The sequence below is a fragment of the Caballeronia sp. GAWG2-1 genome, assembly GCF_023631405.1.
GTDB lineage: Bacteria > Pseudomonadota > Gammaproteobacteria > Burkholderiales > Burkholderiaceae > Caballeronia.
In genome coordinates, this window is sequence record NZ_JALQDD010000044.1 from 1 (window position 1) to 26,009 (window position 26,009).

A 26,009-nucleotide genomic window follows, 5' to 3' on the forward strand; every position below is an offset into this window, starting at 1 on the left:
TTGGAAGCAGGAACCGACCCCAAACCGGACATTTCAATTTAGCCGGATATCGGACATTTCAAATTGGCCTCGACATGTTTGTACTCCTTATCGATGTAGGTCGTCAAGCTTTCTCTGTTGCTGGACCCAATAGGCTCGACGGCAGCCTCGCAGAATATTTCAACGCTACTTTTCGACCCTGAGGGCTGCGGTCAACAATTTTCCTTCGCAGGATTGAGACGGATTGAAAACTGACGCTCGCTAATAACTCGGTAAGTAATCATGCCCTTGTCAAACCCAAGATTTCGCCTACAACTCATTAAAAGCTCCTCATCCAACGGAGGTAAGACCTATATGGGCGCGACAATAAAGATCATAAGAATGCTTCTCAGAAGTCAACGTGCCGCGGGGCATCCGGTTGGTTGCCTCCAAGGAAGAGCGGAGTTGGAAAAAGATTACTGGGTTGTGAACGACCGTAATTTTGTCGCGCAGACCCAACTTCTTCGCGACTTATACGCTTTTTTATTGTTCAACGGAAAGGAGCTTCAATCAAAAAAAGTCCCATCTGGCTTTATATCCGGGGTGAAATACGTAACCTACGGTACATTTGGAAAACGACCCAACGCTGATCAGTGGTACACGCTCGACCGAAGCCTAGAGGTCCTGTTTTCGAAACTTGATACGCCATTACGGCGACGGTTCTTGTTCGGTCAGTTCCCACCGTGGATTCCCAAAATGGCGTATTGGTGCCTTGCGCTAGTTGTGACCTGTTTCATTGCCTCCGTTGTAATGTCGATGCTTGGCGTCGCGGCCGCTGTTTCGTTCATCCCGTACGTAGTGTATTTAACTGCGATGGGTGCATTAGGGGCGACTGCCTTTGTCGCGATGAACTTACTCTCGGTTCAAGACGATCTCACATTCGATATCACGAGCAGCCGACTATTAGGTGTTCGCGTTATCGTGGGAGCGCTATTTGGCCTGATGTTTTCGCTTCCGTTCGCGTGGCAGGTATTCCTGTCATTTGGGGATTGGATCGCAAATGCGAAGCATAGTGGGTTAGCCCGAGACGCCCCGACCTCTCTATTTCAAGATCCGAGTGAGTGGAACCAAGCTTTGCGACTTTTAGTTCCGTTCGTCCTCGGATTCAGCACATCCGTAGTGATTCTGATTCTTAACCGCCTGGTAGAGGGTATTCGTACATTATTTGGCGCACAGGCGGCGCCAGAGAACGCGGCTCTGGTCGGGACTCAGCGTGGTGCACCCGACGCGGGTGGCTCGGGTGATGGCGATGCCCCGAAGCGAACCGAAAAGTATGCGGCGCCCAAGCGGGCTCTGCGTCGAACCGGGGTTAGTGGGCTTAGAACGAAGCACCCGAACTTGGCGAGCCAGTCCAACTACCGCCCGTCTAATTAAGCTGACCACCTAACATTGGATTTGTGATTACGGCGCCACGAGTTGCCGAAGCCGAGAACTCGATCTTCGGGATCTGGAAAGCCGTAACGACATCATCTGACGTAAATGACGCCAATGGAGCGACAAAAAAGAAGGTACGCTAAACAAGAATTGCTAAAGCGTTTGCCAACGCTGGCATTTGTCGGCGCATGCACGCACGCGATCGCAGACGTTGCGAATGTAAGTCAATTTGACGGCGCGTGGCAACTTGACGTAAGGACAATGCCGAATCCGACGTTCCAGGTCACCGTTCCGGTGCAGATCAAGGACGGTACAATTTCAGGTACAGTGGGCCAACCGGGAACGCTTGGCTACGTTGCTATCGATGGACAGATAACCTATAGCAGACTCGTTACTTCGGCCCGTGCGTACGGTGTCACAGGTGAAATGCGTGGCGTGTCCGCGGCGGAACCGAAGATCCGTATTGTTGGGTTCTTCAACGTGGGTCGACGTTTCGGAGATATTCATTGTGCGCCTGTTTACTCCGGGCCAGGAACCGGAACGATGCAAACCTGCACCGGCATTTTTCGGCAGAGAGGTTTGACGAGCACTCCGACGGCGCAACGCGCTCCGACACCTTCCTCAGAATTGCCATCGTCAGCTCCCCCTTCGATGGAACCAACCGCTCGCGGTGAATGCAGCAAGATGGGCAGTGGCTCGGCTACTGTGCAGTGCGTCGAAGCCGAAAGACAGCAGGCCGATATGCGGCTAAACCAGGAATACAAGGCAGCGATGGCCCGCTTGGACAGCAATGCGCAGGAGCGGTTAAGGAACGATGAGCGTGCGTGGATCAAAGAGCGCGACAAGCTGTGCGGGGTCCCGGGGGCCAATATGCGTGAACAGCTGAGCGCCACTTCTGTTATATGCGCACGAGACGAAACGACCAAGCGCACGGCAGTGATTCAGGTGTTCCGGTAGCTTAGATGGCCAGGAGCCTTAAAAGTGCTCTAGCGGATTTCGACAAGCAATATGCCTAGAACATGCCAGCCGCAAGAGGCCTGCGCTCTAAGTTGCCTGCTAGCTGCGTGCCCGCCGCGTTCGCGCGCGCATGATAATCAACTTTGCGCTAGTTATATTCGTATACCTAATGAAAATTCCAGCATTGGGCGGAGGCCGGTCTGGGCTCTACGCAGCGACTTTATCAGCCCGCGCTATACGACCTACTGGGACGAGCCGCTCTTGGTGTGAACCGTTGTTGCAGCGACAGACCTTGCGTCGGCGGCTTGCTGCGAAAGCCTGACCGCCCGAGGCACAACGGCTGTCTCACGAAGCGGAGGGGTGGCGATCGGCCATCATCATGGAGGTGGAATACTCGGTCATTATTTGGCTACACCAAAATGCGTGTCCTAAGATCTAGTTTCAGCCATCGGCGAAGCGATGATTGGAGATGATCGGATAGGAATCCTTATAAACTTCAGAATTATGGGAGAGCTGCGATGAGTAACACAAAGTGTGCGCTCAGCCTCGCCGTCTCAGCGTTATTCGTGTCGGCATGCGCTACGCCGGTGGTCAATCCGAACAATTTAGCAAATGAGTGGAGCGATCGGCTTCGAGCGTACCAAATCAACCCCGTATTTCCGCCGCGCGAAGACCTCCAGGTCGGTGATCTTTATCTTCTTTGTGATGCCAATTCGCTTTCCACCGCCAACATAACGCCGACAGGCCCAACGCCTCAATCCTTATGGATCGCGCGCCTTGATTTAAGCAAAACGCTTGGGGATAACTACGACACTGCCATAAGGATGCCAGGCCTGACCAAGGATCAGGCGCCAAAAAATAACGCGTTTTCCAATCCAAATAGCATTGGCACCATGCCTTCCCTTGACGGCATGGTCGAAAAGGGCCGTAAGTTCGCGCTGCGGAACGTCTCGTTGCCGGAATTCTTCTCTACGTCGCTAACGTCCGTTCAGGCTAGCGCTCTTGTCCCTGCAGGCGTTGTCCTGGCTGGTTTAGGGCTTTCTAGCAACGATGTGGCGTCGATCTCAATCAACATTCCGGCGGCCGGGTCCTATGGCGTACCGTTCATGCTTGGTCAGTTTGCGGTGTACGACAAGATTAAGAGCAATCTGGAGCCTCAGTTCTGGCCTTGGGTCGAAGGGATGAAAGCCTACTATGCGCCTCAATGTGGTGCTGACGCGTCACCAATCCTTCTGGCAATTACCGAGATTTATGCCGCGTATGCCATCAGCGTTAATTTCTCTTTTGAAAAAGGGGCCGCCGCGCGCTTATCGGCAAAGTTGAACAGCCCGGCCGATTCGACCAGAAATGCAACGTTGCTAGCCCTCACGAAGGCTGTGTCGGACGCACAGACAATGCAAACCAAGGTCGCGGCGGCAACGCCGGCGCCCGCAGCAGCTCCCGCACTGGTGCCAGCTCCGGCAGCTGCGGCACCAGCCGGTGCTGTGCCAGGCGCAGGGACGAACGCAGGAACTGACGAAGCGGCTCAGCAAGCCAGGTTGAATAATCTCCTGGAGATGTTGACGCAGCAAGCGACAGGTTTCGAACAGCAGGAATTTGCGGGCGTCTCAGCGCAAGTGATTTCGGGATCGACCTCTGGTATCCGCGTGGAGAGGGTTTTCTCAAACCCCGTCGTCATCGGTTACAAGGGGGTGGTCGTCGATCAGGAAGGCGCTCGGGTACAGGCAGCCGCTGCGCAGACGAACCCCGGTGGCAATGCTGTTCCCAACGTCGCACCACAACCGAACGGGGCCTTAGTTCCCAACGTCAAGACACAGCCAAACACTTCGCAACAGGACCGGGCGGGTGGTCAGCATACCAACGCGACGCATCAACCCTACCCTATGCACCCTTTCCCTCTCGGCCCTCGACCTCTCCAACAGTACACGCCGCTGCCTGACAACCTCCAAATCGATTTAATTCCGCCGGTTTCAGGATCAGGTACAAGTGACCCTGTAAATCCAGCGCAAAGGTAGATGCCGAGTCGCGACTTGCAGTTACTGCTCGAGACAAGTGCATAAAACTTCATGTGTCGCGGTCAGGTCACTGGACAAGGCGCATTTATACCTGAAGACGCCGGAGCCTCCAAAGATGACGTGGTGGCAACGCACCTACGCGCGTCTGATGTTTCGCCGTGACTGGCGAGATTGCGACGCGGACAATCGGCCAGCTCGCAGTCCAGATCGGTCATATAGAAATCCGGACCCAAGCGCGCGATGACGCGATGAGCCTTGCCACATTAATAGCGGCCTCGCCGCTCGGATCGCGTGCAAGCAACTTGGATGCGATCTGTGCGCTCCGCAACCTCGCTTAACGGAACAGCAGCCCCCGTCCTTTCATTCGAACCGGTAGCCGTGCGAGGCAAATACCGAAAACATGTTGGATGCCTCCAAGGACTCAGGCCGCGTGTGCATCATCGACACGTCCTCGGCCAGCATTTCAAGCATTCGACTCACGTCGATCGCGCCATGAGTTGTCGTCCCGTGGCGCCGCACATTGCGCTCGCTTGCAGTGGATGCCACCATCACCAGCCCGTCGTAGACCTTTTTTGGTCAGCTCTAGCTCGATTTTCATGTTCGCCTCAGTAGTTACTGTCCAGCCACGCCTTCACCCATGCGATCGCCCGCTCGTTCGCGGCGGCCTTTGTGTCGATATAACCGATGTCCGTGAATTTAAATATGTGACCGTCGTTCTCATCTTCCCAAGGGCCGCGCTGACACTCGGCCCATGAGCGCCAGAGGAAATGCTTGCGCTCAGAAAATGAGCGAAAGTCCTCTCAATATTCGACCGTCTCTGCAGGTTGCTCGGTCTAGGCATCTCTACAACGTTATTCACTTCATTGTGAATAAGCAACTTGGGTGTGGGTATTAGACCGGTAGCGGCGTTTAGCGCGGTTAATTTGAGGCTGCACGCGCAGGCAAGGATGGTCGTGGATTCGCTGTCGTAGCCGGTGAACTTCGAACGCTCGCTCAGCGTAGTGAGCAGGCCGCAAAGGAGATCAAGGTCGCGAACTAACACGAGTCTGCCGCCTTGACTTCTGCCAGCCGGCAGTAGTCTGATGGAATAGGTCAAGCATTCCTGCTCGGCCGAAACGTCAGGATTCAAGGAAATAGCATTCAGCATCGACGCTTCGAGCGTCGTCTTCAAAGAAAACTGCCGCGGCATTAACGCAACTGCCGTCATCCTTGCCAGCGACAGCAAGCGCGTTGGCAAGATCCACGACGTAGCTGAAAAGATCGTCGCTGACGTCGACTTCACGTGTGCAGACGCGCGCGCTGCATTCGCTGCAGAGGCGCGACGCCTTCATCCTGCTGTTCTAGGACGCGCGGATCACAGCGACAGCATTTTAATCTCCGAGTACGCACGCTGACGGCGAGAAAATCTGGTTGTCGGGGTTATCCAGCAACCAGGGCTCGTCGCTTGATGCATCGCGGCGCCTTGTGCCGCTGACAGGGGTGTCGGCGACCCTGGCTTGACACCGAGCGTCTGCACGTATGCTAAAAACGTGACTTTCTGAGACATTGATACGGACCAATGCCCGCGCGGAATTCTACAGAATCACAGCGACGCGTCATGAGATGCTTGGATCGAGGGCTTTCCGCCGAGCATGTGGCGGCGGAACTCGGCAAAAGCGTTCTCGCGGTTAAGCGACAAATCGCGCGCTTGAAACAGCGAGTGCGGGACGGAAAGATCGCGCCCGCGCCCTTGCCCATCGAACGGTGCCGCGACTCAGCCGCTTATCTACCTTGCCGGTTTTGACGTCTTTCGACGTGACGCAAAGGCGCATGGCGAGCACCTCAAGCAGCTCTGCCGCGATCGCGGCTTCGTTGGGCTATATCCGCTCGACGGCAATGTCTCCTCTTCCCTCCAGCCGCAGGACGCTGCGCGCCACATCTACATGGCGAACGTCCAGTTGATCCGTTCGGCCTGTATTGTGTTGGCGAACCTCGATGACTTTCGGGGCGCGGGCGAGCCGGACAGCGGCACGGCTTTTGAAGTCGGCTTTGCGGTGGCGCTTACGAAGCCCGTTTGGAGATATCGATCCAACGAAGCAACGCTGGCTCAGCGCGTTGAGGCAGCGGCTACCGAAAGCGATGGCGCTTACTGCGCGGGCGGCTATCTCATCGAAGACTTTGGCCTGAGCGTCGATCTGATGCGCGCGTGCTCACGGGTCGTCGTCGGCGGACCGACGGCTTGCCTTGATGCAATCGATCGAGAAGTCGCCGGGAGTGCGCCCTGTTTTGGTGGCTTGGGGTTGGTGAAGCGTCAGCTTCGCTGTAGGGTTTGGCTATAGTGCATTTCAGTATATCTACTTCTATGAGTGATCACGTCTGGCTCGTTGCACCGGAAGACGCCTATGCTCAATGGCAACGCGAGGAAGCCATCGGCGCAGATCGACGCGCGTTCGCCGACCAGTCGATTGTCCAGCACCGTTCGATGTTCTCGCGCTTTAACGACTATCTGGCCACCCACCACGCAACTGTGGTCAGCTACGGAACGGACCACCTGGACGGCTTCTTCACCGACCTTACGCAGGACTGCGCCCCCGGCACCTCTACCCGGCTCCGATACTTGAAGCTGATCGATCGCTTTACTCGCCACCTACTCAACATCGAATTGCGGACCAGCAATCCGGCCGCGCAAATGCTCATCAACGAGAGCTGGCCGGAGGACGAGCCAACGCCGATTTATCTGCCGGAGGAAGGCGACGCACGGCTACAGGCGGTATGTGTGTCATCGGATGGCGCGGCGTTCAAGGAGCTTCGGAACACAGCAATCGTGGCGCTCTTTCTCGCCTCCGGAGTGACGGCCGCCGAGTTGAGGCAACTGAGGGTCGATGATCTCGATGTCGCTAATGACCGCCCCACTGTCTTTGTCGAAAAACATGGGCCTCGCATCGCGCGTCGAGTGCCCATCGACGCTTTCGCGGTCGACGTGCTTCGCGCCTACCATGACGCGCGTCGAATCATCCAGTACGCGACCCAATGGTTGTTTATTACCACCGCAGCCGGGAAACCGATGCAGCCTGACACGATGCTCAGATGCGTCCGCGCCGCACTTAAGCGAGCTGGATTGACGGCAGCAGACGAGAGCCCGCGCTTACTCAGAAATACTTATGGTCGCCGACGCATCGTCGAAGGCAAGACCAACGAGCAAGTGAGTAACCTCATGGGCTTGTCGAGCCATCGCACCACCATTCGCCTTCGTCAAACACTCGAATCTGGCGAAACACCCGACGCGCAAAAATAGAGGGCCTTCGCGGCCTCGACCGGCTGCGACCGTTCTTTCATGCATCGGGTGGACGTTGCGACGTCGGAGCCTCGCAGCGTTAGGCGAGGGCTTGGTTTCCGCTGCTTTTTCGAGCGAGCGAAACAATGTCGCCGAAAGAGAACGAAACTTTCCGTCCCGGCAGAAACGCTTTCGCATAGCGTTTTAACACCGACTCTTGGTCTTCTGCTTTCGTGAGTGATTTGGCCGCCCTTCTCGCGCGCCGCATCCCTTCCCGATTGATCTCACCTGGGTTCTCGGTATTAAGCCTTGTCAACAAATCTTCGACACGTTGCGCCTTTCCCTTTCCCATGCATCCTTGGCGGACATAATCGGTAAGCGTACTAGCCAGGAGTCGCTCAGCGTGGAATTGCTCGAAAGACGGGACTTTCCCATAGCTGCCGCAAGGCTCGCTGTTTCGAAGAGCGTTCCATAAAACGCTCGCAGTTGCGAACGCAGCTCCCCCACTGTAAGGATGTCTTGGCTTCCTATCAGGAAATAAAAAAGGGAGGGGCGATCAATCTTCAACGGCGAGATGGCGAACATCCCGAAGCATGCTGCCATGACAATGCCGAGATTGCACTTGCTCGCGTTATTTATTTTGCGCAGCGGCACCTCGAGTTCGGTCCAACTCATAAATTCGCCCATATCTCCCAATTTGAATCCCCGGAGCGCGTCGCCATGGCACTCAAACTGGATAATGGGCAAGCAGCCACTTTCGACGTTCGCGAGGATCAAGCCCAGCGCGCTTTTCATGCCCGCAGTCGTGTCAGCACGCATGTACTCAATTCTTAGATCACTCCATCGGTACGACAGGTCGCGCAATGCGTTGTAGGCGTTCTTCGCATTAGAAGATTCGCTCTCGGGCAGACCGTCCAGCACGATGACAGTGTTGTTTGAGAAATGCGAAACGAAAGAATTGCTTCGGACGTCCTGAAGGAACGCCGGAGGTTAGCGCGGAGGCACTATGATCTCAAGCGTGCGTGAGAGAACGATCACGCACGCCGGTCGGAAATCGAGACTGGAGGCTGCCCCATCGATGTAACCATCTTCCATTCCGAGCCTCTAGCGAACAACATTCTACTTAGTCCGGATTTCGGCGACGCTGAGTGCATCAAGGAAGCTCACTAGTTCAACCTGTAACATGTGCATAGCTTCTCGACGAGCCTCTTCTTGGCCCGGGACGGCTCGCTTGCTTGCAAGCTCGGTAAGCTCAATCGAAGCGTGCGTTGCGAGCGCGGCGCTGAAGGTCACAAGAGAAACAATTTCCTCTGGGGGTATATCAACTTGTCCGGACCTACGAATTATTGACTGAAAGCTGTGATGTACGTAACCGTGCAGCGTTGTCTTTGACTCAACCCACATGGCAAGCAAATCGTTGTAGCGTGCGACGCCTGAGCGCTGCACGATCATCTTAATTGCACGTTCTGGATTGAGACTGTCTTCTCCTCTTTGGAAACGGACAAGCTCCAGCTCATCCGCCCATTGCAACCACAGTCCACGAATCAGGGCTTCAACGGATGGACGCATCAATGCTGTGGCCGAACCGACGAGGCCGTGTTGAACCAAGAAGAGACAGGATTTCTGGTGCTCGTGAACTATCGAAAACGCGGTAGCAGACAAATGCTTTGGATCAGAAGCGTGCAATTTGAGTCCGTACAATTTTTTCTTCGTTCCAAATTGCAACCTGCTCGGCAATTTGTAAAGCATGGAGCACGCCGTCGTGCTGAATGTACGAAGGCCACTTCTCGAGATTGATATCGTTAGGGTTCGTCATGAAATGATGTTAATCGTGGCCGTCACACGTAGCTGAGCGTCCAGATGCAAGACTTCGCCTACCACTGCCAAGTCCCATATGACCAAAGAGCGGCGCCAAGCATTCCTAGCGTTGCCGTTCTAGCAGGAAGACCTACTCTTCAACCTGTCCCTAATGGCACCTTCTGGTGCTAACTCTATCGCAGCACGGAGATCATCTGTCGCGCCCTTATCACCTAGCGCCTGACGAATTTCGTATCGATGCTCCCGAAACTGATGGAATTGAGACCGACAGGCTTGGTCTTCGAAAGCCCGATCAATCCAGTTTATTGCCTCTTCGGGACGCCCAAGTACAAGCAACGCCCGCGCCATTAGCCTCTGAATCCAGCCGCTCGTCTGCAATTCGTTTCGATTTGCCAATATAGCTTCGGCTTCCCCGGCGCGGCCCATCTCAATCAATAGCTCTGCCTTGCGCTGTTCGTTGTATGGTTTAGCTCGAATCGCCCCCTCGAATAAAGCTAAAGCGGTGTCCAGCGAGGGCTTACCATTCTCTCCGCGTCCTCTGCCGTATTCGAACAGGACTTCGGCAAATCCGTGACGAGTATCGTCGTCTTCGAAGCGGGCCATGTCAGGCTTCCGAATTTTCTCAAGAACTGCTTGTAGAATTTCAGGCGCTTCTTGCGACCAGAAGCGAGCGACTGCGGCCAGCGTACTGTAAGCCTGCTCGACCCCTGCGGCCGCATTGTCCAAGATCGTCCGGATAATGAAGTCCTCACGGGGGCGCAATATCTCCCTTCTTGCCTTTTCCTCACGCCAAGGAATGTCTTGCATTACTGCAACGAGCACCGACGGCGAAACGTTTCCTGCATGAGCCTCAGCGGCCATTATTACTTCCAAACCCAATTGGATCGCCTTGTCGTTCAAACCGGCGTTCTTGTAGGCGCGCAGAAGTTGGAGCCGCGTGGCGTCGAGAGGAGTTTCGCTCGCCATCACCGCCTCGAATTCTTGGACCGCCTTGTCACGACGGCCTGCCCATGCGAGCGCTTTGCCTCGATGATGGCAGATCTCAGAACGCTGCCGAGAGGTCAAATCAGGGATACGCTCAAGGTCATCGAATAGCGTTAAGCCTCGCTCGGCGAAGGCCTTTGCCTCCTTCATTCCGACCAATTTCACGCGCAAATACTGCCATTCGAATGTTTCGATGATCATTCTGAACCACAGCGGGTCGATCCTATCAGTCCGACCGGCGACTTGGGTCACTAGGTACTGGGGGTAATCCAGGCCGAGCGAGTCAGAACTTTCGTGACTGGTGACCGCCAATAGCGCAAGAACGTAAGCCGGTCGCGTATCTCCTGCCTGGATAAGTTTGCGAAGACGATTTCGCAGGCTCAAGGCCGTGGCGCGAAAGCTGAGGTCGTTGAGTTGTGACGTCTCGGCAAGATATTCACCAAGCACATCATTCCATCGATTGCTTGTCTGGGAGGACAACCAGTCGATGCTCGAAAGGCTGGAGTAAACCACGTCGTGAAGCCGGATCATCGATGGAAGCCCGGATGTGGTAAGCGCCCGCTCATTGGGCTTCCGGATTCCAGCGGGAAGGATTGCCCGGCTGAGGAACCCGAGGTCGCACTCCGGTTGGCCCACCCATTCGAAGAAAGACAGTTCCTTCCTCAACACGGCACTGTACCGAGAAAGCAAGCGGTCGGCTAAGCGCTGCTGTGGGTTAGCTTGCGGCTCCACTTGCGAATCAGAAAGCTGACCGACTTCTCGACAGTCGAGCGCGAGATTTTGCCAGATCTCACCGGTCCGCACCGCTGCGTTCATCAGTGCGTAGCTAAGGGGATGACCCGCTACTGTTGACCAAATTGTGTCGAAGATCCCGGGCGGGCAATGAGGCATAACTGAATCGTTCAGAATGTCGCGCGCCTCATCCTGGGTCAATGCCGGAATGCGATATTCGCCGATAACCGTAGTCCTCGCCGTGACAAGCACATGTGATCCCTCTCCACACCTTGCAGCCAACTCTGCTGCCTCAACCGATACCGCGGGATCGTCAATAACTAACAGACATCTCTGGCGTTTGAGAAGCGTGGCGACGTTGCGCCTTGTGCCGCCTCGCACTAGTGGAAGTGCGTGAAGGGCCTTGGCACCTTTAAATTCGTCCGGTTCCAACCATATCCGGAGGTCATATTCATTCGCGTGCTCGAACCCGTAAGCAACCGCCGCCACCGACTTACCACTGCCGCCCAGACCGGTGAGGACCAAGCAGTGAGTTGCAGCCAACCGAGAGCGAATCTCGCGGGTGATCTCCGGTCGTGGCCGATGCCGCTTGGGCAAATCGAGAAACAGCAGATCCTTTGCAAACTCTTCGCGCAACTGTCCCAACACCGGAAGATACTGCGAGAGCTCTTCGATCGCCGCGTCATTCAACAGTAGGTGTCGCACAATAAGCGTCGCGATAGTCTGCGACCCCAAGATACGAAGAGAGCGGCCTTTCATCCGGCTCTGCTTGAGCACCTTCTTCTTGAAGTTGTCGGCGACGATAGGCCGCGTCTGCTCTGCAGATATCAGAAGGATGCGCTTTGCCATTGGCCGCCGAACGAGCGCCTTGTCTATATCGCCGAGCGCTTTTTGCATATCCCCTGCAAAATAGCCGGCCTCAGCGGAGTATTGGGCGACCACCGTGCCATCGTCGCTAGTGCTGTCAAGAACGCTGCTGACTGGTTGACCAACAAAATTCACGCCAGAATGCTCCAACGGAGTCTTCAAGAGGTGATCGAGAAGCTTGCCACAGAACTCTTCAAAGTCGCCTGCAATAAGCGCAATCGCCGGGATTAACTGAGCGACCATCCGTCGCCGGACAGGAATCTTTATTCAAGCGCCTCATTTAGATGTTCACAAATTAAATTTCTGGTCGCATGATCTGGGCATATTTCACAACATGCGCTGATCACCGCGTTGATCAGCATCATCGCATGGCGCATGGACGAATCTTCAGAACGCCCTTTCAGTTCTGCAACGACTATTCGCTGTGTAAAAGACCGAAGAGACATGCGTAACGGCAAATTCCGCCGGCATTCTGGCCGTCAGACCCACAGAGCTTCATAGTTTGCGGATTGCGACGAAGGCGGTCGACGTGGCCTACAAATTGAGACGGGAAGTGGCATTGGCGAGCTAACCCCGACCACCATCGCTTCGCCCTGACCCAACGTCGGCAGGAATGAGGCTGCGGAAGCGTCCAAATCACCGCATGCCTTTTCCACAACCGTGCGATCCCGCTCGTTGATGAGTCGGTGGACGATAAACATACCCATCTGACTTAGCACGTCCTCCGGAATGTCTCGCGGTCGTTGCGTCGAGAGCACGCAAGTTAACGAATACTTGCGCCCCTCTTTCGCAATCAACCCGAACGCGTCAAGGTCGGTTCGCGAGAATTCGTCGCCGACGGATTTGTCGAGAAATTGATGGGCTTCGTCGAGCATCAATACTGTCGGCATTTGCAGGAAGCGCCCTTCACGAGCAAGGGCCAACAAGTAGCGCCCGACTGCGTTCGCGACGACTTCACGTGCATTGTGCTCGAAGGACAGAAATTCGAGGCTGATGCGAAGAACCCGCTGGTTCACGTCAGCTAGGAATTCATTGACGATGTCCGGAAGCGATTCGAGGCCGGCCGGCGAAAACAGGCACTCAAGGTTGGGAGACGCGAGTTCACTTTCGATTCGCGAGAGCAATGTTACACAAGCAGACTGTTCGTTTGGCGTAGCCGCACCCCAGTTACCGGCAGCGTTGCCAAAGCCATTGGGATAGACGCATTCCTCCCATATTTGTTCCGATAGCAGGCTAATGTCGAAGTAAGTGCCGGGGCGATTTAATGCCGGGGCGTGCTGAACGCACGCGGCTTCGAAGGGTTGCCTCGGCTGCCCGGATTTCCGAATTCGGCCGTCCTGTGCTAACACGGGAACCAGATGGGCGACTTTCAGACTGCGCAGCGCTTCTTTGAGCTTCGGAGCCTGCACGCCAGGGCTTGGACGAAGAAGAACAAACAGGTCTGACTCGGTGAGCTGCCAATATGGAAAGCTCAGAAAGCGTCGTGGGTCTGCTGCGCTGGTTCGTCGCCCACCAAGATAGACGTGAGTGACGCCATGTGCGTCCTGAGTATGGAACTCGCCGGTGGCGTCAAAGAGAATCGCCTTGCCGCGCAGTCGAACCACCTCTTCAACAAGAAGAGCTAACGTCCAGCTTTTGCCACCGCCCGTGGCGCCAAGGATTGCACAATGCCTCCCGAGCAGGTGACTCGGCGAAAGCGACACCATCGTATCGCGCGCGTGTGGAAAGCTGGCGAGCTGGATTCTTCGGTCTTCCAGCGTCCTGCCTGATTCGACGACTTGCTTGATAACAAGCGGGTGGGCGGAGAATACGTGCTGGCCTATCCGCGGCGCAAGCGGTACCCCCCGAAGGGCGAGGCCATTGGTTAGGTCGATTGCAGTTAGAAGCTGGACGACTCCTACCGGATTCGGACGGTCGTCGCCTTCGTGCGTGGGTTCAACAGTCAAACGCTCTCGCTCTGGAAGCCGAGTTTCGATCAGCCGCCCAAGCACTGCATGCTCTTCACCTTCGATTACGACGAATTCGCCAACCTGACCGCGTTGCAGTTGATATCCGGCGACATGCGTGCTGTTCGGAAAAGATGCGAGGGGCAGGTTTACCTCGACCGTAGCAGGCCGAACCGAACAAACGGACCCGATGTAGCGCTGACCGTCGAAGGGGGAGACCACAAGGCCACTCATGCTGCACCAACGCTGCGGAGTCGTGCCACATGCCGCTCTAGGTCTGTTTCCGCGGCAAGGTCGGGTACAAGCGGAACCATCTGCTCGAAACCGCAATTAAGCAGGCTGATGCGAGCATCGCCAGCATTGGCCAGGTCTCGCAGTCTGGCGAGGTATCTGTTCGTGACGCATTCTCCGGGCCCTTGTTGTCCCTGCCCGTTATCCCACGGAGCCAGTCCGGGGCTCACGACGACCACTTTCAGCGACAGGTTTGAGCGGATCGCTGACATGATGGGCTCAGCCAGGTGGTTATCGTTGAACCCGAACCCGACCACCAAAAGACCCGTGTCAGGCTCGCGCATGGCCGACTGGAACGCGCTGATCATCTCCAGGTAAGGCTGCTCGAACGCCAACTCGTATTTTGAATTGCGCGGATAGATCAGCACAGGCTTTCCGCCTTGCGTCCACTTGGTGATCTCGCCGGAGTCCTGTCGTTGCCAGTCGACCGACCCGTGGAGCTTGTACAGGTGGAATGCGTTGGGGATTGGCTCAAGAGCTTCCGTGTCGTTCACGCGGCGCACGGTCTCGTACGTGAAATGAATGGCGTCGAACGTGGGCGGGACCGTATGGGAGAACCCATCAACCACGATGTAGCGACCTTGGCGCCCCGCCTCTTCGAAACAGCGGTCGTAGTTTGTGGTGAACACCTTTGTTCGGGACTTGCGCTGCGAACGTCGAGCGGCGCGGCGAAGGAACTCGGTGTGAACCGGGAGTGGGTGGTTATCCGCGAGAAAATTCGTTGCCCGGACGATAACACCTTCCGCTGTGGCAATAAAGTTCTCGACGTCAGTTTTCTGTGGCCCACCAAGGAAGGACTCGGCCAGCCGACATCTCGACAGCAGAGCTTCAATGTCAGTCTTGTCCTGCGGGTGCCCCACTAGCTGCAAAATCCCTTGAAATGTAGGCTTCTGCGCAACACCCGGCGGCACCGGAATGTTCTGTGCGGCTTCGACCTGCTGCCAGAGGTCTCGCATGGTCGGCGCTTTGGCACCTCCCTGAAAGGCCGGTCGTACGCAAAGGGATGTGCCCAGGCCTGAAAGCACAACGAAGTTAGTGCAGCGGAGTACGTCCGAGAGGGCGCGCTTCGTTTCGGAGACAGCTGGGTCTTCCGGCGCGGGCGCTGCGTTAGCCACTACGGCGGCAGCGGGCGGAGCAGGTGGTGGCAACTGTGCGAGCCACTGCCCTTTAGTCCTGGAACTGAAGACTTGCATCACACTCTCTCTTTACGCCGGCGCGCGCGACGTATCGTATTTTTGTTTGGGGGTCACGGCCACCACTGAAGACGTCGTCATTCAGACCGCCGTCCTGCCTGTGCCTGTGCCTGTGCCTGTGCCTGTGCCTGTGCCTGTGCCTGTGCCTGTGCCTGTGCCTGTGCCTGTGCCTGTAGCCGTTTTACTTCCCGTAGAATCTCGGTGTGAACTTCCGTGCGATCCAGAACACGAGTGGTGGCTGCCTGAGAAAGCCAGCTCGGACCAACAAGGGACCTGAGATGCGCGAGCTCTTGTGGCGTCGCGAGGCGACCGCATTGGGAATAGATGCTCATGTGGGCGAGTGTCGCCAACTCGTCGAGGTCACTTGAATGACCGCCGAGTGAGCGAATTTGACTTTTGCTGACCGTGTCCATCTCGATGACGATTTCCTGCTGACTGCCTTTATAGCGACCCGCGCCTTGCGCGTAGCCGGTGATCGATGCCTTGTTCGCTTCCATGGCAGTCGCAAAATCACGATCCTTGTACAGACGGTTGATGTTGACGATGATCTGCGCGGATGCGGGCCTCTCGATCGCCACGATCGCGCCTTGGTAGTCACTTCCCCGAGGCGGTACCCCATTTTTAAAGGTCATGGCAACAGGATAGCTCAGCGTCCAGGACGACACTTTTTCTCTAAAGCAGTCGTCGGCGATCAGGTCCCATACGAAACCCTTCGTCAGGCCGACCTGGCGGTAGCAGCGTTTCACACTTGTCCGGAATTTCGCCGGGAGCGAAGCGCATTGCTCCTTGAGCGCTGCAGCCCGTTTCTCCGTCGAACTGCGCTGCCAGTCGCTAACGGCTTGAAGCAGAGACAGGTTGAACTTGTTCGCAGCCATGTGTTTTTGCTTGGAATAATTAAAAAGAATGTGGCCAGATTTTCTCACGGCCGCCCGCGCGGATTGTGGTCGCGATATAAAGCACGCCCCCCGAAGGGAGAACTTTATGCTGAACCTCGGATCGTGTCGTCGCCCAAGAGGTCATCGAGGATCGCTGCGAGCGCGTCGTCATCGCACTTTTCCGGCTCGGTCACGTTACCGCCCATCTCCGCGGATTTTGATTCAGTGCGCAGACTGACGCGGCATCGTCGCTTCTACCAGTTCGAGATGTACGCAGAGCGCATGTCTCTGCGGAGACCGACAGGGTGATCGCTCGATCGTCCCATGTGCTTTCGCCGTACCAACACGGGGAGCGTCCGCGATGGCCGACTCCCGAGCGTTCATCACTCGCGATTGGAGGGCTGGTTTCGGGTTGTTGCTGACGCTTGAATGTCTGAAAGACGCCGAATCTGAACGACGGCTAATGGCCGACTACGGTAGTTGAGAGTTTCATAGCGCGGTGGCATCGCTAATGCGAATTTCCGCGTCGCATTTTACATAAGTAAAAGGAACTGAACATTGATGTAGGTCCCAAGTTCAATCTATGGCCAGCCCGAATTTTGCAACCTCTGGTTGTGACAGTGTGTGGCTTGCGCAAATCTATCCGGAATCGTGCCGGACGCTCGTCCGTTGTTCCGAGATGAAAACCGCACCAGTCGAACCTCAAAATGTCGGCAGCTGCTAATGAGCTGTAGAACTTGTCAGGTTATTCGTCCGGTCGCTGAGCCGTTGGTCATCAAACTCCAGCAGTCGCAAAACCTGGTTAGCAAAATCTCAACTTTTGTGAATCAACAACGAACCTTGATATTCCGTATGCTTCGTCAGAACGGCCCAAGCGATCCGAGCAAGCTTGTTGGCAAGCGCGCATGCAACCACATTCGAGTGTCGTCGAATCAACATCGAACGAATCCAATCTCCAAGCCTGTCGTTACGTTTTTTGCACGCGCTGTATGACAGCACGCGCGCCTTGCACGAGCAGACGGCGCAGATGTTTGTCACCGCGTTTGCTGATGCCGCATAAGGTCGTTCGTCCGCCCGTGCTTTTCTGACGTGGGACTAGTCCGATCGATGCGGCAAAATTTCTTCCACCCGCATACTGTGTGATGCTTCCGATCTCAGATGCGAGCAAGCTTGCCGTGATGGTGCCAATCCCCGGAATTGAAAGCAATCGAGCGGCGTTTTCGTCCTCGCGAAGCTGCGCGACCAGTTCCTTCTCGATTTCGACAACTTGGGCGTCAAGATATTTATAGTGTTCGATATGTCTCACGGAAGCGGCACGTTGATCGACGCCAGGCGCCACCTGTTGGGACCGATGCCACAGCGTAGCCTCTAGGTCTATTACGCCTAACGGCCGGCCCAGCTCAACTGACCATCCGGCCGTCGTATTTAAATGCGGGCCGCCCTTACCTTGGTGGACTTCGTTCTAGATGTTTTCACTGGTTTAACGTCGCCCATCGTTTTCTCCAGGCTGAGCGTTTGAACATTTCGTGTGTCTCCTGATGCCACGTCAGTGAGAGAGCCACTGTCTGCAAATAGTTGGTGAGCGTTGCTGATTGGCTTCAGCCGACGCTGACACCGAAGCGGAAATGTTTTTGGATAGCTGAGCCTCTTCGTCAAGAAGATCGATGGCTAGTACCAATAATACTCGTCGCGGCCTCGCTGACGTCCATCTGCTTCCCCCAAGTGGTAAGCGCGTGCACGGACCGCTTGTTCCGTTAGCAGGTCTTGCATCGTCTGAGTTCCGTTTGTGTTGCCGCAAGGATAACGGCATCGTCCCATCGAGCGTCCCGCGACTCAGCCGCTTATCTCCCTTGCCTGTTTTGCCGTCCTTCGACGTGACACAAAGGCGCATGGCGAGCACCTGAAGCAGCTCTGCCGCGATCGCGGCTTCGTTGGGCTCTATCCGCTCGACGGCGAGGTTCCCTTCTCGCTCCCGGCGCAGAATGCAGCCCGCCATATCCTATATGGCGAACGTCCAGTTGAGCCGTTCGGCCGATATTGTCATGGCGAGCCTCGATCATTTTCGGGGCGCGGGCGAGCCAGACAGCAGCACTGCCTCGAAGTCGGCCTTGCGGTGGCGCTAGGGAAGCCCGTTTGGGGATATCGATCCAACGAATCGACGCTGGCTCAGCGCGTTGAGGCGGCGGCTACCGAAAGCGATGGCGCTTACTGCGCGGGCGGCTCCCTCATCGAAGACTTCGGCCTGAGCGTCAATCAAATGCTCGCGTGCTCTGCACGGGTCGTCGTCGGTGGACCGACGGCTGCCTGATGCAATCGATAGAGAAGTCGCCAGGAGTGCCCCCGGTCCTTGGAAGCTGGGGGTTGGCGAAGCGTTAGCTTCGCGGTAGGGTTGGGGTTTAGCGAACTTCAGTATATCGACATCTATGTCTGACGATCTTTGGCTTATCGCACCGGAAGACGCTTATGCGCAGTGGCAACGGGAGGAAGCTACCGGCGCCGATCGCCGCGCGTTCGCCGACCAGTCGATCGTTCAGCACCGGTCAATGTTTTCGCGGTTCAACGACTATCTGATCGCTCACCGTGCGACCGTGACGAGCTATGGAATGGACCACCTTGATGGTTTCTTCTCGGTACTTGCACAGGATTGCGCGCCCGGCACGACCACCCGCCTGCGCTATCTCAAGCTGATCGACCGGTTCACGCGGCACCTCGTCAACATCGAATTGCGTGCGGACAATCCGGCCGCGCTGATGCTCATCAATGAGAGCTGGCCAGATGACGAACCGACGCCGATCTATCTCTCGCTAGAAGACGATTTGCGCCTACAGGCCGTCTGTGTCGACACGCAAGGCGCTGCGTTCAGAGAACTGCGGAACATGGCAATCGTTGCGCTCTTTCTCGCCTCGGGTTTGACGGCGGCCGAGTTGAGGCAACTGAGGTCCGATGATCTTGATGTCGCCTACGATCGCCCTACTGTCTTCGTCGACAAACACGGGCCTCGCATCGCGCGACGGGTGCCCATCGATCCTTTTGCCGCAAACGTTCTGCGCGCCTACTATGAAGCGCGTCGAAGCATCCAGTGCGTGACGCAATGGTTGTTCATCGCCACCGCGGCAGGAAAACCAATGCAGCCGGACACGATGCTCAAATGCGTGCGTGTCGCTCTTAAGCGGGCCGGCTTGACTGCGGCCGACGAGAGCCCGCGGTTGCTCCGGAACACTTACGGTCGCCGGCACGTCGCAGCAGGCAGGACCAACGAACAGGTGAGCAACCTCATGGGCCTATCCAGCCACCGCACCGCCACTCGCCTTCGTCAAACTCTTGATCCTAATGAGATGCCGGAAGCACAGGCTTAGAAGCCTTTTGATCGGCTTCGGCCAGAAGCGCTCATTCTTAGTCGGTCGCACTTACGCAACTTTTCTCGGTCAGCAAGTAAGCCTGCGAATACGACATAGATTGTGCGTGCTGTGCTCCGAGCAGAGCGGCCCCGGCGTATGCGAAGGGACTCAGACGATGCTACGCAAACGACCTGCCGACGTGGAAACGCATGGGGCCGAGCGCGGACTTGACCGCTTCGGGGGATTCAGCGACGCGGTTTTCGCGATCGCACTGACCCTGCTAATTGTCGAGATCAAGGTGCCCGGATCTCCAGAGGGCACGCATGGCTACAGCGACCTCGCAAGCGCCATGCGGAGCAGTGGCGCGAATTCCATTCCGTGGCCCGAAAGAACTATCGCTACCGAATAATTCCGGGGCAGCTTGCGGCGAGGGCGCGGCAAGGATAGAAAGGAGTAGCTATTTTCTAGCTTCGAATGCTCCTCTTCTTTTACCAATTCGAAAAGGACCGCGGGAGCCGTCGATACGCCCCGATGCGGACACCGCCGTGTTCCGTCTCGCGCAGCCTTCACCGTAGCGAGTTGTACTAGTTTTCTCGGCCTCGCTCAGCTCCTCTCTGGGTTTATACCGCGGCTTGGGGTGGCAGCAAAAAGAAAGCGACGCACAGCAGTGCAATGGCTACCCCGATCCGAGACGCCGCGATCGCGACGAATGCTGCAGCGATATGGACTAGCGTCGCGACGCCGAAGCGGCAGCCTCTCAAAAGCAGCGCGCTCGCGAGCGCCGGTTTGCTCGATCTTCCCTTTGCCGCCCGCGCCGCCAGTCCGACCGTGCTCGTCGCCAATACGCTGCCCGAACCGTCGCATCGTTTGCCGTGACTGGCGAGATTGCGACGCGGACAATCGGCCAGCTCGCGGCCCAAATCGGTCATGGCGAATCCGGACCCGGCCGCGCGATGAGCCTTGCCATTTGATAGCGGCCTCGCCGCTCGTATCGCGTGCAAGCAACGGCCGGCGCACGAGGGGGGACGCCAGACCGCGAACGAAGCGTATTGGCATTAAGGGCCACGAGATGCGGTGCAACGAACACTCGGGCTCGCAATGGCGAAAACACCCCGACGTGTGGCCGAACGGTCATCAGGTCTCGGGTGCAAAGTCGAAAAAAAACCGGCTCGAAAGCCGGGCTGTGATTAAAGGGTATGACGAGCGGCACCCGAGGATGCCGCTGTGTCTTATGCTGCCGCGCCAGTCGGGGGCGGCAGCGATCGAGACAGCAAGGTCGTGACTGCTCCTGCCAACGTCCACTCGCCAAATTGCTGCTCATGGCTTTCATGAACGAGGCGGTCAAGGCACAGCACCTCGACGCCATCGACTTGTACCTTTCCGAGGACGTTCGCCAGCACCGCGCGATTGGAGCCTTCACGTTTAACCGTGACGACACCCTCCCCGACCACCACATACACGTTCGAGTCTTTCGGCATTTAGGCTGCTTCCTTCAAAAGTTTGCGCATGTCGACCGGGGTCTCGGTCGCCAGCAATGCGAGGTCATCGACGAAGCCATCCAGCAGCGAATCCATATGCAGGAAGGTCTCGTCGTCCAGTTCCGGCGTCGCCCAGTCCAGCCCCGCCTGCGTCGCATCACGCTTGTGCGCGACCACTCCGGACTGGTGCACCACGTGAAGTGCACGGCCGCCAATGTCAGCGATGTCACAGTCACCGATGCGCTGCTGCATGGCAAGGAAGAGTGTGTGTTCGGCGACAACGGCTATACCGGTGCAGACAAGCGTGCTGAGATGTCTGACGTAAGCGACTCGGCTGGGCCAGTTCCTCATTCACGCGCGCGTGAGGCATGATGGTGCTGTCGTGGTGGAATTCGTATAGATCACGGGAGATCGTGTCCATGATCGGCGATCGTGGACAGGATCCACGCAAATCTATCCAGATCTACCCGGTTGAGGGTGCAGGCGCAGCGGCCGGCTTCAGTTTGTCGGCCACGTTCCAGGGCAGCAATTCGTTGATGCGTGAGATCTTGTGATCAGCGATGTGGGTCAGGACGTATTCGAGGTAGGCGCGCGGGTTGATCCCATTTAGCTTTGCCGACCCGATCAAGCTGTACATCGCGGCGGCTCGCTCGCCCCCGCTGTCGGAGCCGACGAACAGATAGTTTTTGCGTCTGAGCGCGACACAGCGTAGCGCGTTCTCGGCAAGCACGTTGCTGATCTCGACTCGACCGTCCTCGCAGTAGAACACAAGCGCCGCCCAGTGATTTAGCGAGTAATTGATTGCTTTTGCGAGCGCGGACTTCGTCGATAGCATCGCGAGTTTTACCCTGACCGTCGCTTCGAGCTTAGCGAGCAACGGCTTGCTCTTTTCCTGCCTGAAGCGCAGGCGCTCGTCAGGCGCCTTGCCGCGGATGTCGGCTTCGATGCTGTAGAGTTCGCCGATCATCTCGAGCAGTTGCTGGGTATCTGAAGTCGGTGTGCGCGCGTGAACATCGTAAATGTACCGCCTCGCGTGATCCCAGCATGCCGCTTCGTGGATCTCGCCGCTCGCATACAGTTGATCGAAACCGGCGTAAGCATCGGCCTGCAGGATGCCACGGAATGCGGCGAGACGGGTCTGAGGATGGACGCCTTTGCGATTCGAGGAGAAGTCGAACCATACCGCAGCCGGCTCGGTCGAGCCCGAGCGGTGATCGTCGCGCACGTAGACCCAGAAGCGACCGGTCACCGTCTTTCCGTGGCCTGGCGCGAGCACCGCAACCGGGGTGTCGTCGACATGTACCTTACCGGGGACCAGCACGTAGCGTTGGATTGCTTCAACAAGCGGTCCGCAGATCTCGGAGATCTGCCCAATCCAGCGGCCCATGCTGGCGCGATCCAGCGTCACGCCCTCGCGTGCCGCAATCTCCGATTGGCGATACAGTGGCTGGTGATCGGCGAACTTCGATACCGCAATGTCGGCCAGCAGGCTCGGATGCGCGATGCTGTGCTCAATCGGCCGGCTCGGCATCGCGGGCTGTTCGATGTGGCCGCAATCAGGACAGCACAGCTTGTGACGGATCGTGCGGATCACTTTGAACGCAGCCGCCACGCGCGCGAGCTGCTCGGAGACATCCTCGCCAAGTCGCTGCATCGTTGTCGCACACTTGGGGCAAGCAGAATTCGGTGTGAGTTCGATTTCATCGCGTGGCAAGTGCGGCGGCAGCGGCTCTCGCGTGGGCGCTCGACCGGGCGGCGCCGTCGACGTCTTGTCTCGGTGTCCTCGCGTCTCGGCCGCGCCCTGACCGGCCGTCAGGTCTTCCAGCTGCGCCTCCAATTTATCGATCTGCTGGGCCGGTTTTTCAGACTTGCTCCCGAAGTACATCCGCCTGAGCTTGTCGATTTGCGCCTTCAAGTGTTCGATTTCGTCGTCGCGTGCGGCGATCTCCCGCACCATGTTCTCGATTGACGCCTGCTGCTTGAGCACCATAGCTTGGAGCTCAGCGACGGTGGTGGGAAGCGGCGCAGATTGGGACATGCGTCGCAGTTTACGAGCCTTCGATGTGGTTTACAACATCGACAGAGCAGCGGTGCGTTGCGGGTGTCGCCAGTCGATGCCTTCGAGGAGCATCGACAACTGTGCGCTCGTCAGATGGATCTTTCCACCGTCGGCCTGTGGCCAGATAAACCGGCCTCGCTCCAATCGTTTTGCGAGCAGCCAGAGTCCATCGTCGGTCGCCCAAAGCAGCTTCACGAGATCGCCGCGGCGGCCGCGGAAAATGAATACGTTGCCACCCAGCGGATTCTCTTCGAGTGCTGTCTGCACTTTCGCGGCCAGCCCCTGGAAGCCGCAGCGCATATCTGTCACGCCGGCCACGAGCCAAACGCGCGTACCTGCCGGCAGCGCGATCACTTCAGGCATTCCTGCAGGAACGCTTCAGCGCGCTCCGCAGACAGGCCGCGAATCCTCACACGCCGTTTGCCGATCTCCACCTCGATCTCGCACACGGGCGCCGACATCGGTGCGCCGCTCGTCGCTTGCGACGCCACTGCCGGCTTAGGCGGCCGCAGTACCAATGCCGGGTCGATCGAGTCGATCACGTCGACGCTCAGTAGCTTCGTGCTGGACACGCTCGGCGCAGCTTCGAGTGCAGGTATGATCACCTTGCCTTCACGGTATTGCTTGCGCCATGCGAACACCACATTGGCGTTGATGTCGTGCCGTCGCGCAACAATCGACACCGACATGCCGGGTTCCAATGTCTCGCTGATCACCTGCTGCTTGATTTCTTGCGCATACGTGCGATGGGGATGCGTACGGCCCGCTGCGTTCGACATGGCTGACTGTCTCCGTCAAGCTGAACGCGCCCATCATGCGTCGAAATATTCAGCACTGGGAAACGGTCATGCCGAGTCGCTTACTGTCCGACTGCAAGGCGATATTCTTCATCGTCGCCAAGCGCTCGCAGGTCAAGGCCATTGGCAACGCACGGGAACGCAAACAGGTTGAACGCTGGGAGAGCTGGAAGGCCAGCATGCGTGCCAAGGTCGAGCACCCGTTCCGGGTGATCAAGCGTCAGTTCGGTTACACCAACGTGCGCTACCGCGGCTTGGCCAAGAACACGGCACAGGTGCTGACATTGTTTGCGCTGTCCAATCTGTGGATGGTGCGCCGGCAGTTGCTGCCGGCATAGGGATCAATCCGCCCGCAGGGGCCTGCCCCCGCCCTGGGCTGCATCGATGCGCTCTTTGAACACCTGGCAGTCGTTGAAGCGATCTTCCCAGGTCGGTCCCGGCAGCCGTGTGTCGGACGCAAGATGGTCGCCGAACAGGACGAAAATCGGCGTTTGCTGAGGGTGGCGATTTCGTCGTCCGTGTGAACCGTAGCGTTGCTGGTGCCGGGCTCCACTATCACGATGGCGCGGATGCCCGTGACGTCGATGATGGCCGATTGCAATAACTACGGGCCGGACTGGGAGTGGACAAGCAGCACCGCACCATCGAGCTGCCGCCCCAGATCCGATAAGGCCTTCCAATTCGGATTCTGCGCGCGAGGTTCCGAGAAGGTCGGGGACGCTTTGCTTGGACAACTCTGCAGCGGCCTAGACCGGGAATTGCGTGTCCGGAAACGGCTGCCCCGGTTCGGGCCCGAAGCGAAAATTGGTCCAGGAACCGAAACGGTCGCCGAGCCTCAGCAGCTTGGTCTGTCTGCCGGTTGGAACCTGCCCCGCCTGAGCCGTGTTGAACTCGGACTGGTCGAAGCCCGAACGCGCCCGTCCTACCTGGTCGACGACATAGACCGGATGGCTTTCCGGACGAAGTACTCGTACCAGCCCATGCGACCGTCCGGGGTGGTGTCATAGGTCTTGCCGCTGAGCGTGGCGCCATGGATCATCACCACCGGCACCTTGCTTGCGCCGTGGGGCACCATGTACTCGACGTACATCTGGTTGACGGTGATCCGGTCGTCCGGCCCGAAGCTGCCGATTTCAACGGCGGTTCTTTCCACCTGCTCGCCTCCGACGAAGAAGCTGCCGCGTGATTCGAGGATCAGTGGGCTTTCAGACGATGGGATGTCATGCAACTGTTGTGCGGCAGCTGCCCCCCAACAGACTGGCCAGCATTGCGACAGCAATAGTCGCGCGTAAGTGCCGAGCACCCGCGTTGTCAGGTGAGTGCGTGGGCGGTGTTATTTTCATGGTGTGTTCCGTTTGGGTTCAGTGGTAGATGGAACGTGCTTGAGCCAGTCCGTGACATGGTCAAGAGTCCGACGCTCCTGATTGGCCTCCAACGTCAATCCGGCGTCTAGCAGCCGAACTTGAGGGGCATGTGCAGCGAGCACCGTAAGGCTGTTGCCCAGGCCATATCCTCCGTGGGTAATGAAGGGAATCAGCGTCATGCCCGCCCAATCATGATTTGAGAGGAAGGAACGAATGATGGGTGGTGCTGTTCCTCCCCAGATCGGGAAGCCCAGGAATACGGTTGAGTAGGCGTCTATGTCGATAACCCTGGCCTGAAGCGCCGGCTCGAAACCGCTGTCCCATTCGCGACGCGCTTGATCAACAACTTGTTCGTAGTCCTCGGGGTATGGTGTGGCAGGTTGGATTTCAAATATTTCGGCGCCCCTTGCACGTTGAATCTGGCCGGCAATCACGCGTGTCTTGCCGGTGCGCGAGAAGTACGTCACCAGCGTCTTGCGTGCGGAACGTGGTGTTGCCTCTGGTGCAGCCAGTACAGAGGCCACGCAAGTCACCAGCGGCAGCAGCATGGATGCCGACACAACAGCCCGACGAGAAAGTAACTTTGGTAATCTACTCATAACGCGATCCCGATTTCCTCATTCCAGAACCGGACGGCCCAATCGATCCAG

At 57.3% G+C, this 26,009-nt stretch carries 25 protein-coding genes and 4 pseudogenes; 12 read left to right on the forward strand and 17 right to left on the reverse strand.

Annotated features, from left to right (window positions below; all coding sequences use genetic code 11):
• Positions 1-423: 423 nt before the first annotated feature.
• The 4 genes from NCR98_RS30970 (at position 424) to NCR98_RS30980 (ending at position 4,364) form a co-directional block, all read left to right on the forward strand.
• The gene (locus tag NCR98_RS30970; RefSeq protein WP_250528248.1) at positions 424-1,392 is read left to right on the forward strand and encodes a hypothetical protein; all 969 of its coding nucleotides are present in this window, start codon (positions 424-426) and stop codon (positions 1,390-1,392) included.
• A 114-nt stretch (positions 1,393-1,506) separates the two neighbouring features.
• Complete coding sequence (locus NCR98_RS30975) at positions 1,507-2,349, forward strand: lysozyme inhibitor LprI family protein (protein ID WP_250528249.1); 843 nt, start codon at positions 1,507-1,509, stop codon at positions 2,347-2,349.
• A 51-nt stretch (positions 2,350-2,400) separates the two neighbouring features.
• Positions 2,401-2,619 (forward strand): DUF4113 domain-containing protein, encoded by a 219-nt coding sequence (locus tag NCR98_RS33555; protein ID WP_350029538.1) that lies wholly within the window; start codon positions 2,401-2,403, stop codon positions 2,617-2,619.
• A gap of 248 nt (positions 2,620-2,867) precedes the next feature.
• On the forward strand, positions 2,868-4,364 hold the full coding sequence (locus NCR98_RS30980; protein WP_250528250.1) for a hypothetical protein: 1,497 nt from the start codon (positions 2,868-2,870) through the stop codon (positions 4,362-4,364).
• 360 nt (positions 4,365-4,724) lie between these two features.
• On the opposite strand, the gene NCR98_RS30985 is transcribed toward NCR98_RS30980, so the two are convergent.
• Positions 4,725-4,916 (reverse strand): hypothetical protein, encoded by a 192-nt coding sequence (locus NCR98_RS30985; RefSeq protein WP_250528251.1) that lies wholly within the window; start codon positions 4,914-4,916, stop codon positions 4,725-4,727.
• A gap of 373 nt (positions 4,917-5,289) precedes the next feature.
• Here NCR98_RS30985 and NCR98_RS30990 point away from each other — a divergent pair.
• Positions 5,290-5,391: pseudogene (locus NCR98_RS30990) on the forward strand (methyl-accepting chemotaxis protein); the annotation flags it as partial.
• Between the two features lie 91 nt (positions 5,392-5,482).
• Here the strand turns inward: NCR98_RS30990 and NCR98_RS30995 are convergent.
• Positions 5,483-5,695 (reverse strand): hypothetical protein, encoded by a 213-nt coding sequence (locus NCR98_RS30995; RefSeq protein ID WP_250528252.1) that lies wholly within the window; start codon positions 5,693-5,695, stop codon positions 5,483-5,485.
• 432 nt (positions 5,696-6,127) lie between these two features.
• Here NCR98_RS30995 and NCR98_RS31000 point away from each other — a divergent pair, with 432 nt between their 5' ends.
• Both NCR98_RS31000 and NCR98_RS31005 read left to right on the forward strand, forming a co-directional pair.
• Positions 6,128-6,682, forward strand: coding sequence for a nucleoside 2-deoxyribosyltransferase (locus NCR98_RS31000; protein WP_250528312.1), 555 nt, complete (start codon positions 6,128-6,130; stop codon positions 6,680-6,682).
• Between the two features lie 23 nt (positions 6,683-6,705).
• Positions 6,706-7,638 (forward strand): tyrosine-type recombinase/integrase, encoded by a 933-nt coding sequence (locus tag NCR98_RS31005; RefSeq protein WP_250528253.1) that lies wholly within the window; start codon positions 6,706-6,708, stop codon positions 7,636-7,638.
• 291 nt (positions 7,639-7,929) lie between these two features.
• On the opposite strand, the gene NCR98_RS31010 is transcribed toward NCR98_RS31005, so the two are convergent.
• The 8 genes and pseudogenes from NCR98_RS31010 to NCR98_RS33560 all read right to left on the reverse strand — a co-directional run bounded on the left by NCR98_RS31010 (position 7,930) and on the right by NCR98_RS33560 (position 18,141).
• Entirely contained in the window at positions 7,930-8,538 is a 609-nt protein-coding gene (locus NCR98_RS31010) for an SPFH domain-containing protein (protein ID WP_250528254.1), read from the reverse strand.
• A gap of 198 nt (positions 8,539-8,736) precedes the next feature.
• A complete protein-coding gene (locus tag NCR98_RS31015) occupies positions 8,737-9,366 on the reverse strand; it encodes a DUF6988 family protein (protein WP_250528255.1) in 630 nt (209 codons plus the stop codon).
• 186 nt (positions 9,367-9,552) lie between these two features.
• Positions 9,553-12,261, reverse strand: a complete 2,709-nt coding sequence (locus tag NCR98_RS31020; RefSeq protein WP_250528256.1) for a tetratricopeptide repeat protein — start codon at positions 12,259-12,261, stop codon at positions 9,553-9,555.
• A 236-nt stretch (positions 12,262-12,497) separates the two neighbouring features.
• Positions 12,498-14,198: an ATP-binding protein gene (locus NCR98_RS31025; protein ID WP_250528257.1), complete on the reverse strand. Its 1,701-nt coding sequence runs from the start codon at positions 14,196-14,198 to the stop codon at positions 12,498-12,500.
• Positions 14,195-15,211, reverse strand: coding sequence for an SIR2 family protein (locus NCR98_RS31030; RefSeq protein ID WP_250528258.1), 1,017 nt, complete (start codon positions 15,209-15,211; stop codon positions 14,195-14,197). The genes NCR98_RS31025 and NCR98_RS31030 overlap by 4 nt, the downstream gene beginning before the upstream one ends.
• A 314-nt stretch (positions 15,212-15,525) precedes the next feature.
• Positions 15,526-16,323, reverse strand: a complete 798-nt coding sequence (locus tag NCR98_RS31035) for a hypothetical protein (protein WP_250528259.1) — start codon at positions 16,321-16,323, stop codon at positions 15,526-15,528.
• Positions 16,324-17,136: 813 nt separating this feature from the next.
• Positions 17,137-17,614 (reverse strand): annotated as a pseudogene (locus NCR98_RS31040) (IS110 family RNA-guided transposase); the annotation flags it as partial.
• Positions 17,615-17,991: 377 nt separating this feature from the next.
• The gene (locus NCR98_RS33560; RefSeq protein WP_350029539.1) at positions 17,992-18,141 is read right to left on the reverse strand and encodes a DUF2934 domain-containing protein; all 150 of its coding nucleotides are present in this window, start codon (positions 18,139-18,141) and stop codon (positions 17,992-17,994) included.
• A gap of 605 nt (positions 18,142-18,746) precedes the next feature.
• Between NCR98_RS33560 and NCR98_RS31045 the strand changes: the two genes are divergently transcribed.
• The 3 genes from NCR98_RS31045 (at position 18,747) to NCR98_RS31055 (ending at position 20,537) form a co-directional block, all read left to right on the forward strand.
• Entirely contained in the window at positions 18,747-19,679 is a 933-nt protein-coding gene (locus NCR98_RS31045) for a tyrosine-type recombinase/integrase (protein ID WP_250528260.1), read from the forward strand.
• Positions 19,680-19,836: 157 nt separating this feature from the next.
• Positions 19,837-20,070 (forward strand): TMEM175 family protein, encoded by a 234-nt coding sequence (locus tag NCR98_RS31050; RefSeq protein WP_250528261.1) that lies wholly within the window; start codon positions 19,837-19,839, stop codon positions 20,068-20,070.
• A gap of 263 nt (positions 20,071-20,333) precedes the next feature.
• The gene (locus NCR98_RS31055; RefSeq protein WP_250528262.1) at positions 20,334-20,537 is read left to right on the forward strand and encodes a hypothetical protein; all 204 of its coding nucleotides are present in this window, start codon (positions 20,334-20,336) and stop codon (positions 20,535-20,537) included.
• A 353-nt stretch (positions 20,538-20,890) separates the two neighbouring features.
• On the opposite strand, the gene NCR98_RS31060 is transcribed toward NCR98_RS31055, so the two are convergent.
• Complete coding sequence (locus NCR98_RS31060) at positions 20,891-21,139, reverse strand: hypothetical protein (RefSeq protein WP_250528263.1); 249 nt, start codon at positions 21,137-21,139, stop codon at positions 20,891-20,893.
• A complete protein-coding gene (locus tag NCR98_RS31065; protein WP_350029540.1) occupies positions 21,140-21,316 on the reverse strand; it encodes a hypothetical protein in 177 nt (58 codons plus the stop codon). It abuts the gene before it with no gap.
• On the opposite strand from NCR98_RS31065, the pseudogene NCR98_RS31070 reads away from it, so the two are divergent.
• Positions 21,305-21,454 (forward strand): annotated as a pseudogene (locus NCR98_RS31070) (transposase); the annotation flags it as partial. The gene NCR98_RS31065 and the pseudogene NCR98_RS31070 overlap by 12 nt on opposite strands.
• A 148-nt stretch (positions 21,455-21,602) precedes the next feature.
• Here the strand turns inward: NCR98_RS31070 and tnpC are convergent.
• The 3 genes from tnpC to tnpA are packed head-to-tail and all read right to left on the reverse strand — an operon-like array spanning position 21,603 to position 23,977.
• A complete protein-coding gene (tnpC, locus tag NCR98_RS31075; protein ID WP_250528264.1) occupies positions 21,603-23,177 on the reverse strand; it encodes an IS66 family transposase in 1,575 nt (524 codons plus the stop codon).
• 30 nt (positions 23,178-23,207) lie between these two features.
• Positions 23,208-23,561, reverse strand: a complete 354-nt coding sequence (gene tnpB / locus NCR98_RS31080) for an IS66 family insertion sequence element accessory protein TnpB (RefSeq protein ID WP_014194213.1) — start codon at positions 23,559-23,561, stop codon at positions 23,208-23,210.
• Complete coding sequence (gene tnpA / locus NCR98_RS31085; RefSeq protein ID WP_250528265.1) at positions 23,549-23,977, reverse strand: IS66-like element accessory protein TnpA; 429 nt, start codon at positions 23,975-23,977, stop codon at positions 23,549-23,551. The genes tnpB and tnpA overlap by 13 nt, the downstream gene beginning before the upstream one ends.
• 95 nt (positions 23,978-24,072) lie before the next feature.
• Between tnpA and NCR98_RS31090 the strand changes: the two are divergent.
• Positions 24,073-24,333 (forward strand): annotated as a pseudogene (locus NCR98_RS31090) (transposase); the annotation flags it as partial.
• A 584-nt stretch (positions 24,334-24,917) separates the two neighbouring features.
• Here NCR98_RS31090 and NCR98_RS31095 read toward each other — a convergent pair.
• Together NCR98_RS31095 and NCR98_RS31100 are read right to left on the reverse strand one after the other, a co-directional pair.
• Positions 24,918-25,223, reverse strand: coding sequence for an alpha/beta hydrolase family protein (locus NCR98_RS31095; RefSeq protein ID WP_250528266.1), 306 nt, complete (start codon positions 25,221-25,223; stop codon positions 24,918-24,920).
• Between the two features lie 111 nt (positions 25,224-25,334).
• Positions 25,335-25,907, reverse strand: coding sequence for a flavodoxin (locus tag NCR98_RS31100; RefSeq protein ID WP_250528267.1), 573 nt, complete (start codon positions 25,905-25,907; stop codon positions 25,335-25,337).
• Between the last annotated feature and the right edge of the window lie 102 nt (positions 25,908-26,009).

Coding starts and splice junctions, on each gene's coding strand:
- NCR98_RS30975 (WP_250528249.1), top strand. CDS start 1,507: ATGGAGCGACAAAAAAGAAGGTACGCTAAACAAGAATTGCTAAAGCGT.
- NCR98_RS33555 (WP_350029538.1), top strand. CDS start 2,401: ATGCCTAGAACATGCCAGCCGCAAGAGGCCTGCGCTCTAAGTTGCCTG.
- NCR98_RS30980 (WP_250528250.1), top strand. CDS start 2,868: ATGAGTAACACAAAGTGTGCGCTCAGCCTCGCCGTCTCAGCGTTATTC.
- NCR98_RS30995 (WP_250528252.1), bottom strand. CDS start 5,695: ATGAAGGCGTCGCGCCTCTGCAGCGAATGCAGCGCGCGCGTCTGCACA.
- NCR98_RS31005 (WP_250528253.1), top strand. CDS start 6,706: ATGAGTGATCACGTCTGGCTCGTTGCACCGGAAGACGCCTATGCTCAA.
- NCR98_RS31015 (WP_250528255.1), bottom strand. CDS start 9,366: ATGCTTTACAAATTGCCGAGCAGGTTGCAATTTGGAACGAAGAAAAAA.
- NCR98_RS31020 (WP_250528256.1), bottom strand. CDS start 12,261: ATGGTCGCTCAGTTAATCCCGGCGATTGCGCTTATTGCAGGCGACTTT.
- NCR98_RS31025 (WP_250528257.1), bottom strand. CDS start 14,198: ATGAGTGGCCTTGTGGTCTCCCCCTTCGACGGTCAGCGCTACATCGGG.
- NCR98_RS31030 (WP_250528258.1), bottom strand. CDS start 15,211: ATGCGAGACCTCTGGCAGCAGGTCGAAGCCGCACAGAACATTCCGGTG.
- NCR98_RS31035 (WP_250528259.1), bottom strand. CDS start 16,323: ATGGCTGCGAACAAGTTCAACCTGTCTCTGCTTCAAGCCGTTAGCGAC.
- NCR98_RS33560 (WP_350029539.1), bottom strand. CDS start 18,141: ATGGGACGATGCCGTTATCCTTGCGGCAACACAAACGGAACTCAGACG.
- NCR98_RS31045 (WP_250528260.1), top strand. CDS start 18,747: ATGTCTGACGATCTTTGGCTTATCGCACCGGAAGACGCTTATGCGCAG.
- NCR98_RS31050 (WP_250528261.1), top strand. CDS start 19,837: ATGCTACGCAAACGACCTGCCGACGTGGAAACGCATGGGGCCGAGCGC.
- NCR98_RS31055 (WP_250528262.1), top strand. CDS start 20,334: ATGGCTACCCCGATCCGAGACGCCGCGATCGCGACGAATGCTGCAGCG.
- NCR98_RS31060 (WP_250528263.1), bottom strand. CDS start 21,139: ATGCCGAAAGACTCGAACGTGTATGTGGTGGTCGGGGAGGGTGTCGTC.
- tnpC (WP_250528264.1), bottom strand. CDS start 23,177: ATGTCCCAATCTGCGCCGCTTCCCACCACCGTCGCTGAGCTCCAAGCT.
- tnpB (WP_014194213.1), bottom strand. CDS start 23,561: ATGCCTGAAGTGATCGCGCTGCCGGCAGGTACGCGCGTTTGGCTCGTG.
- tnpA (WP_250528265.1), bottom strand. CDS start 23,977: ATGTCGAACGCAGCGGGCCGTACGCATCCCCATCGCACGTATGCGCAA.
- NCR98_RS31100 (WP_250528267.1), bottom strand. CDS start 25,907: ATGCTGCTGCCGCTGGTGACTTGCGTGGCCTCTGTACTGGCTGCACCA.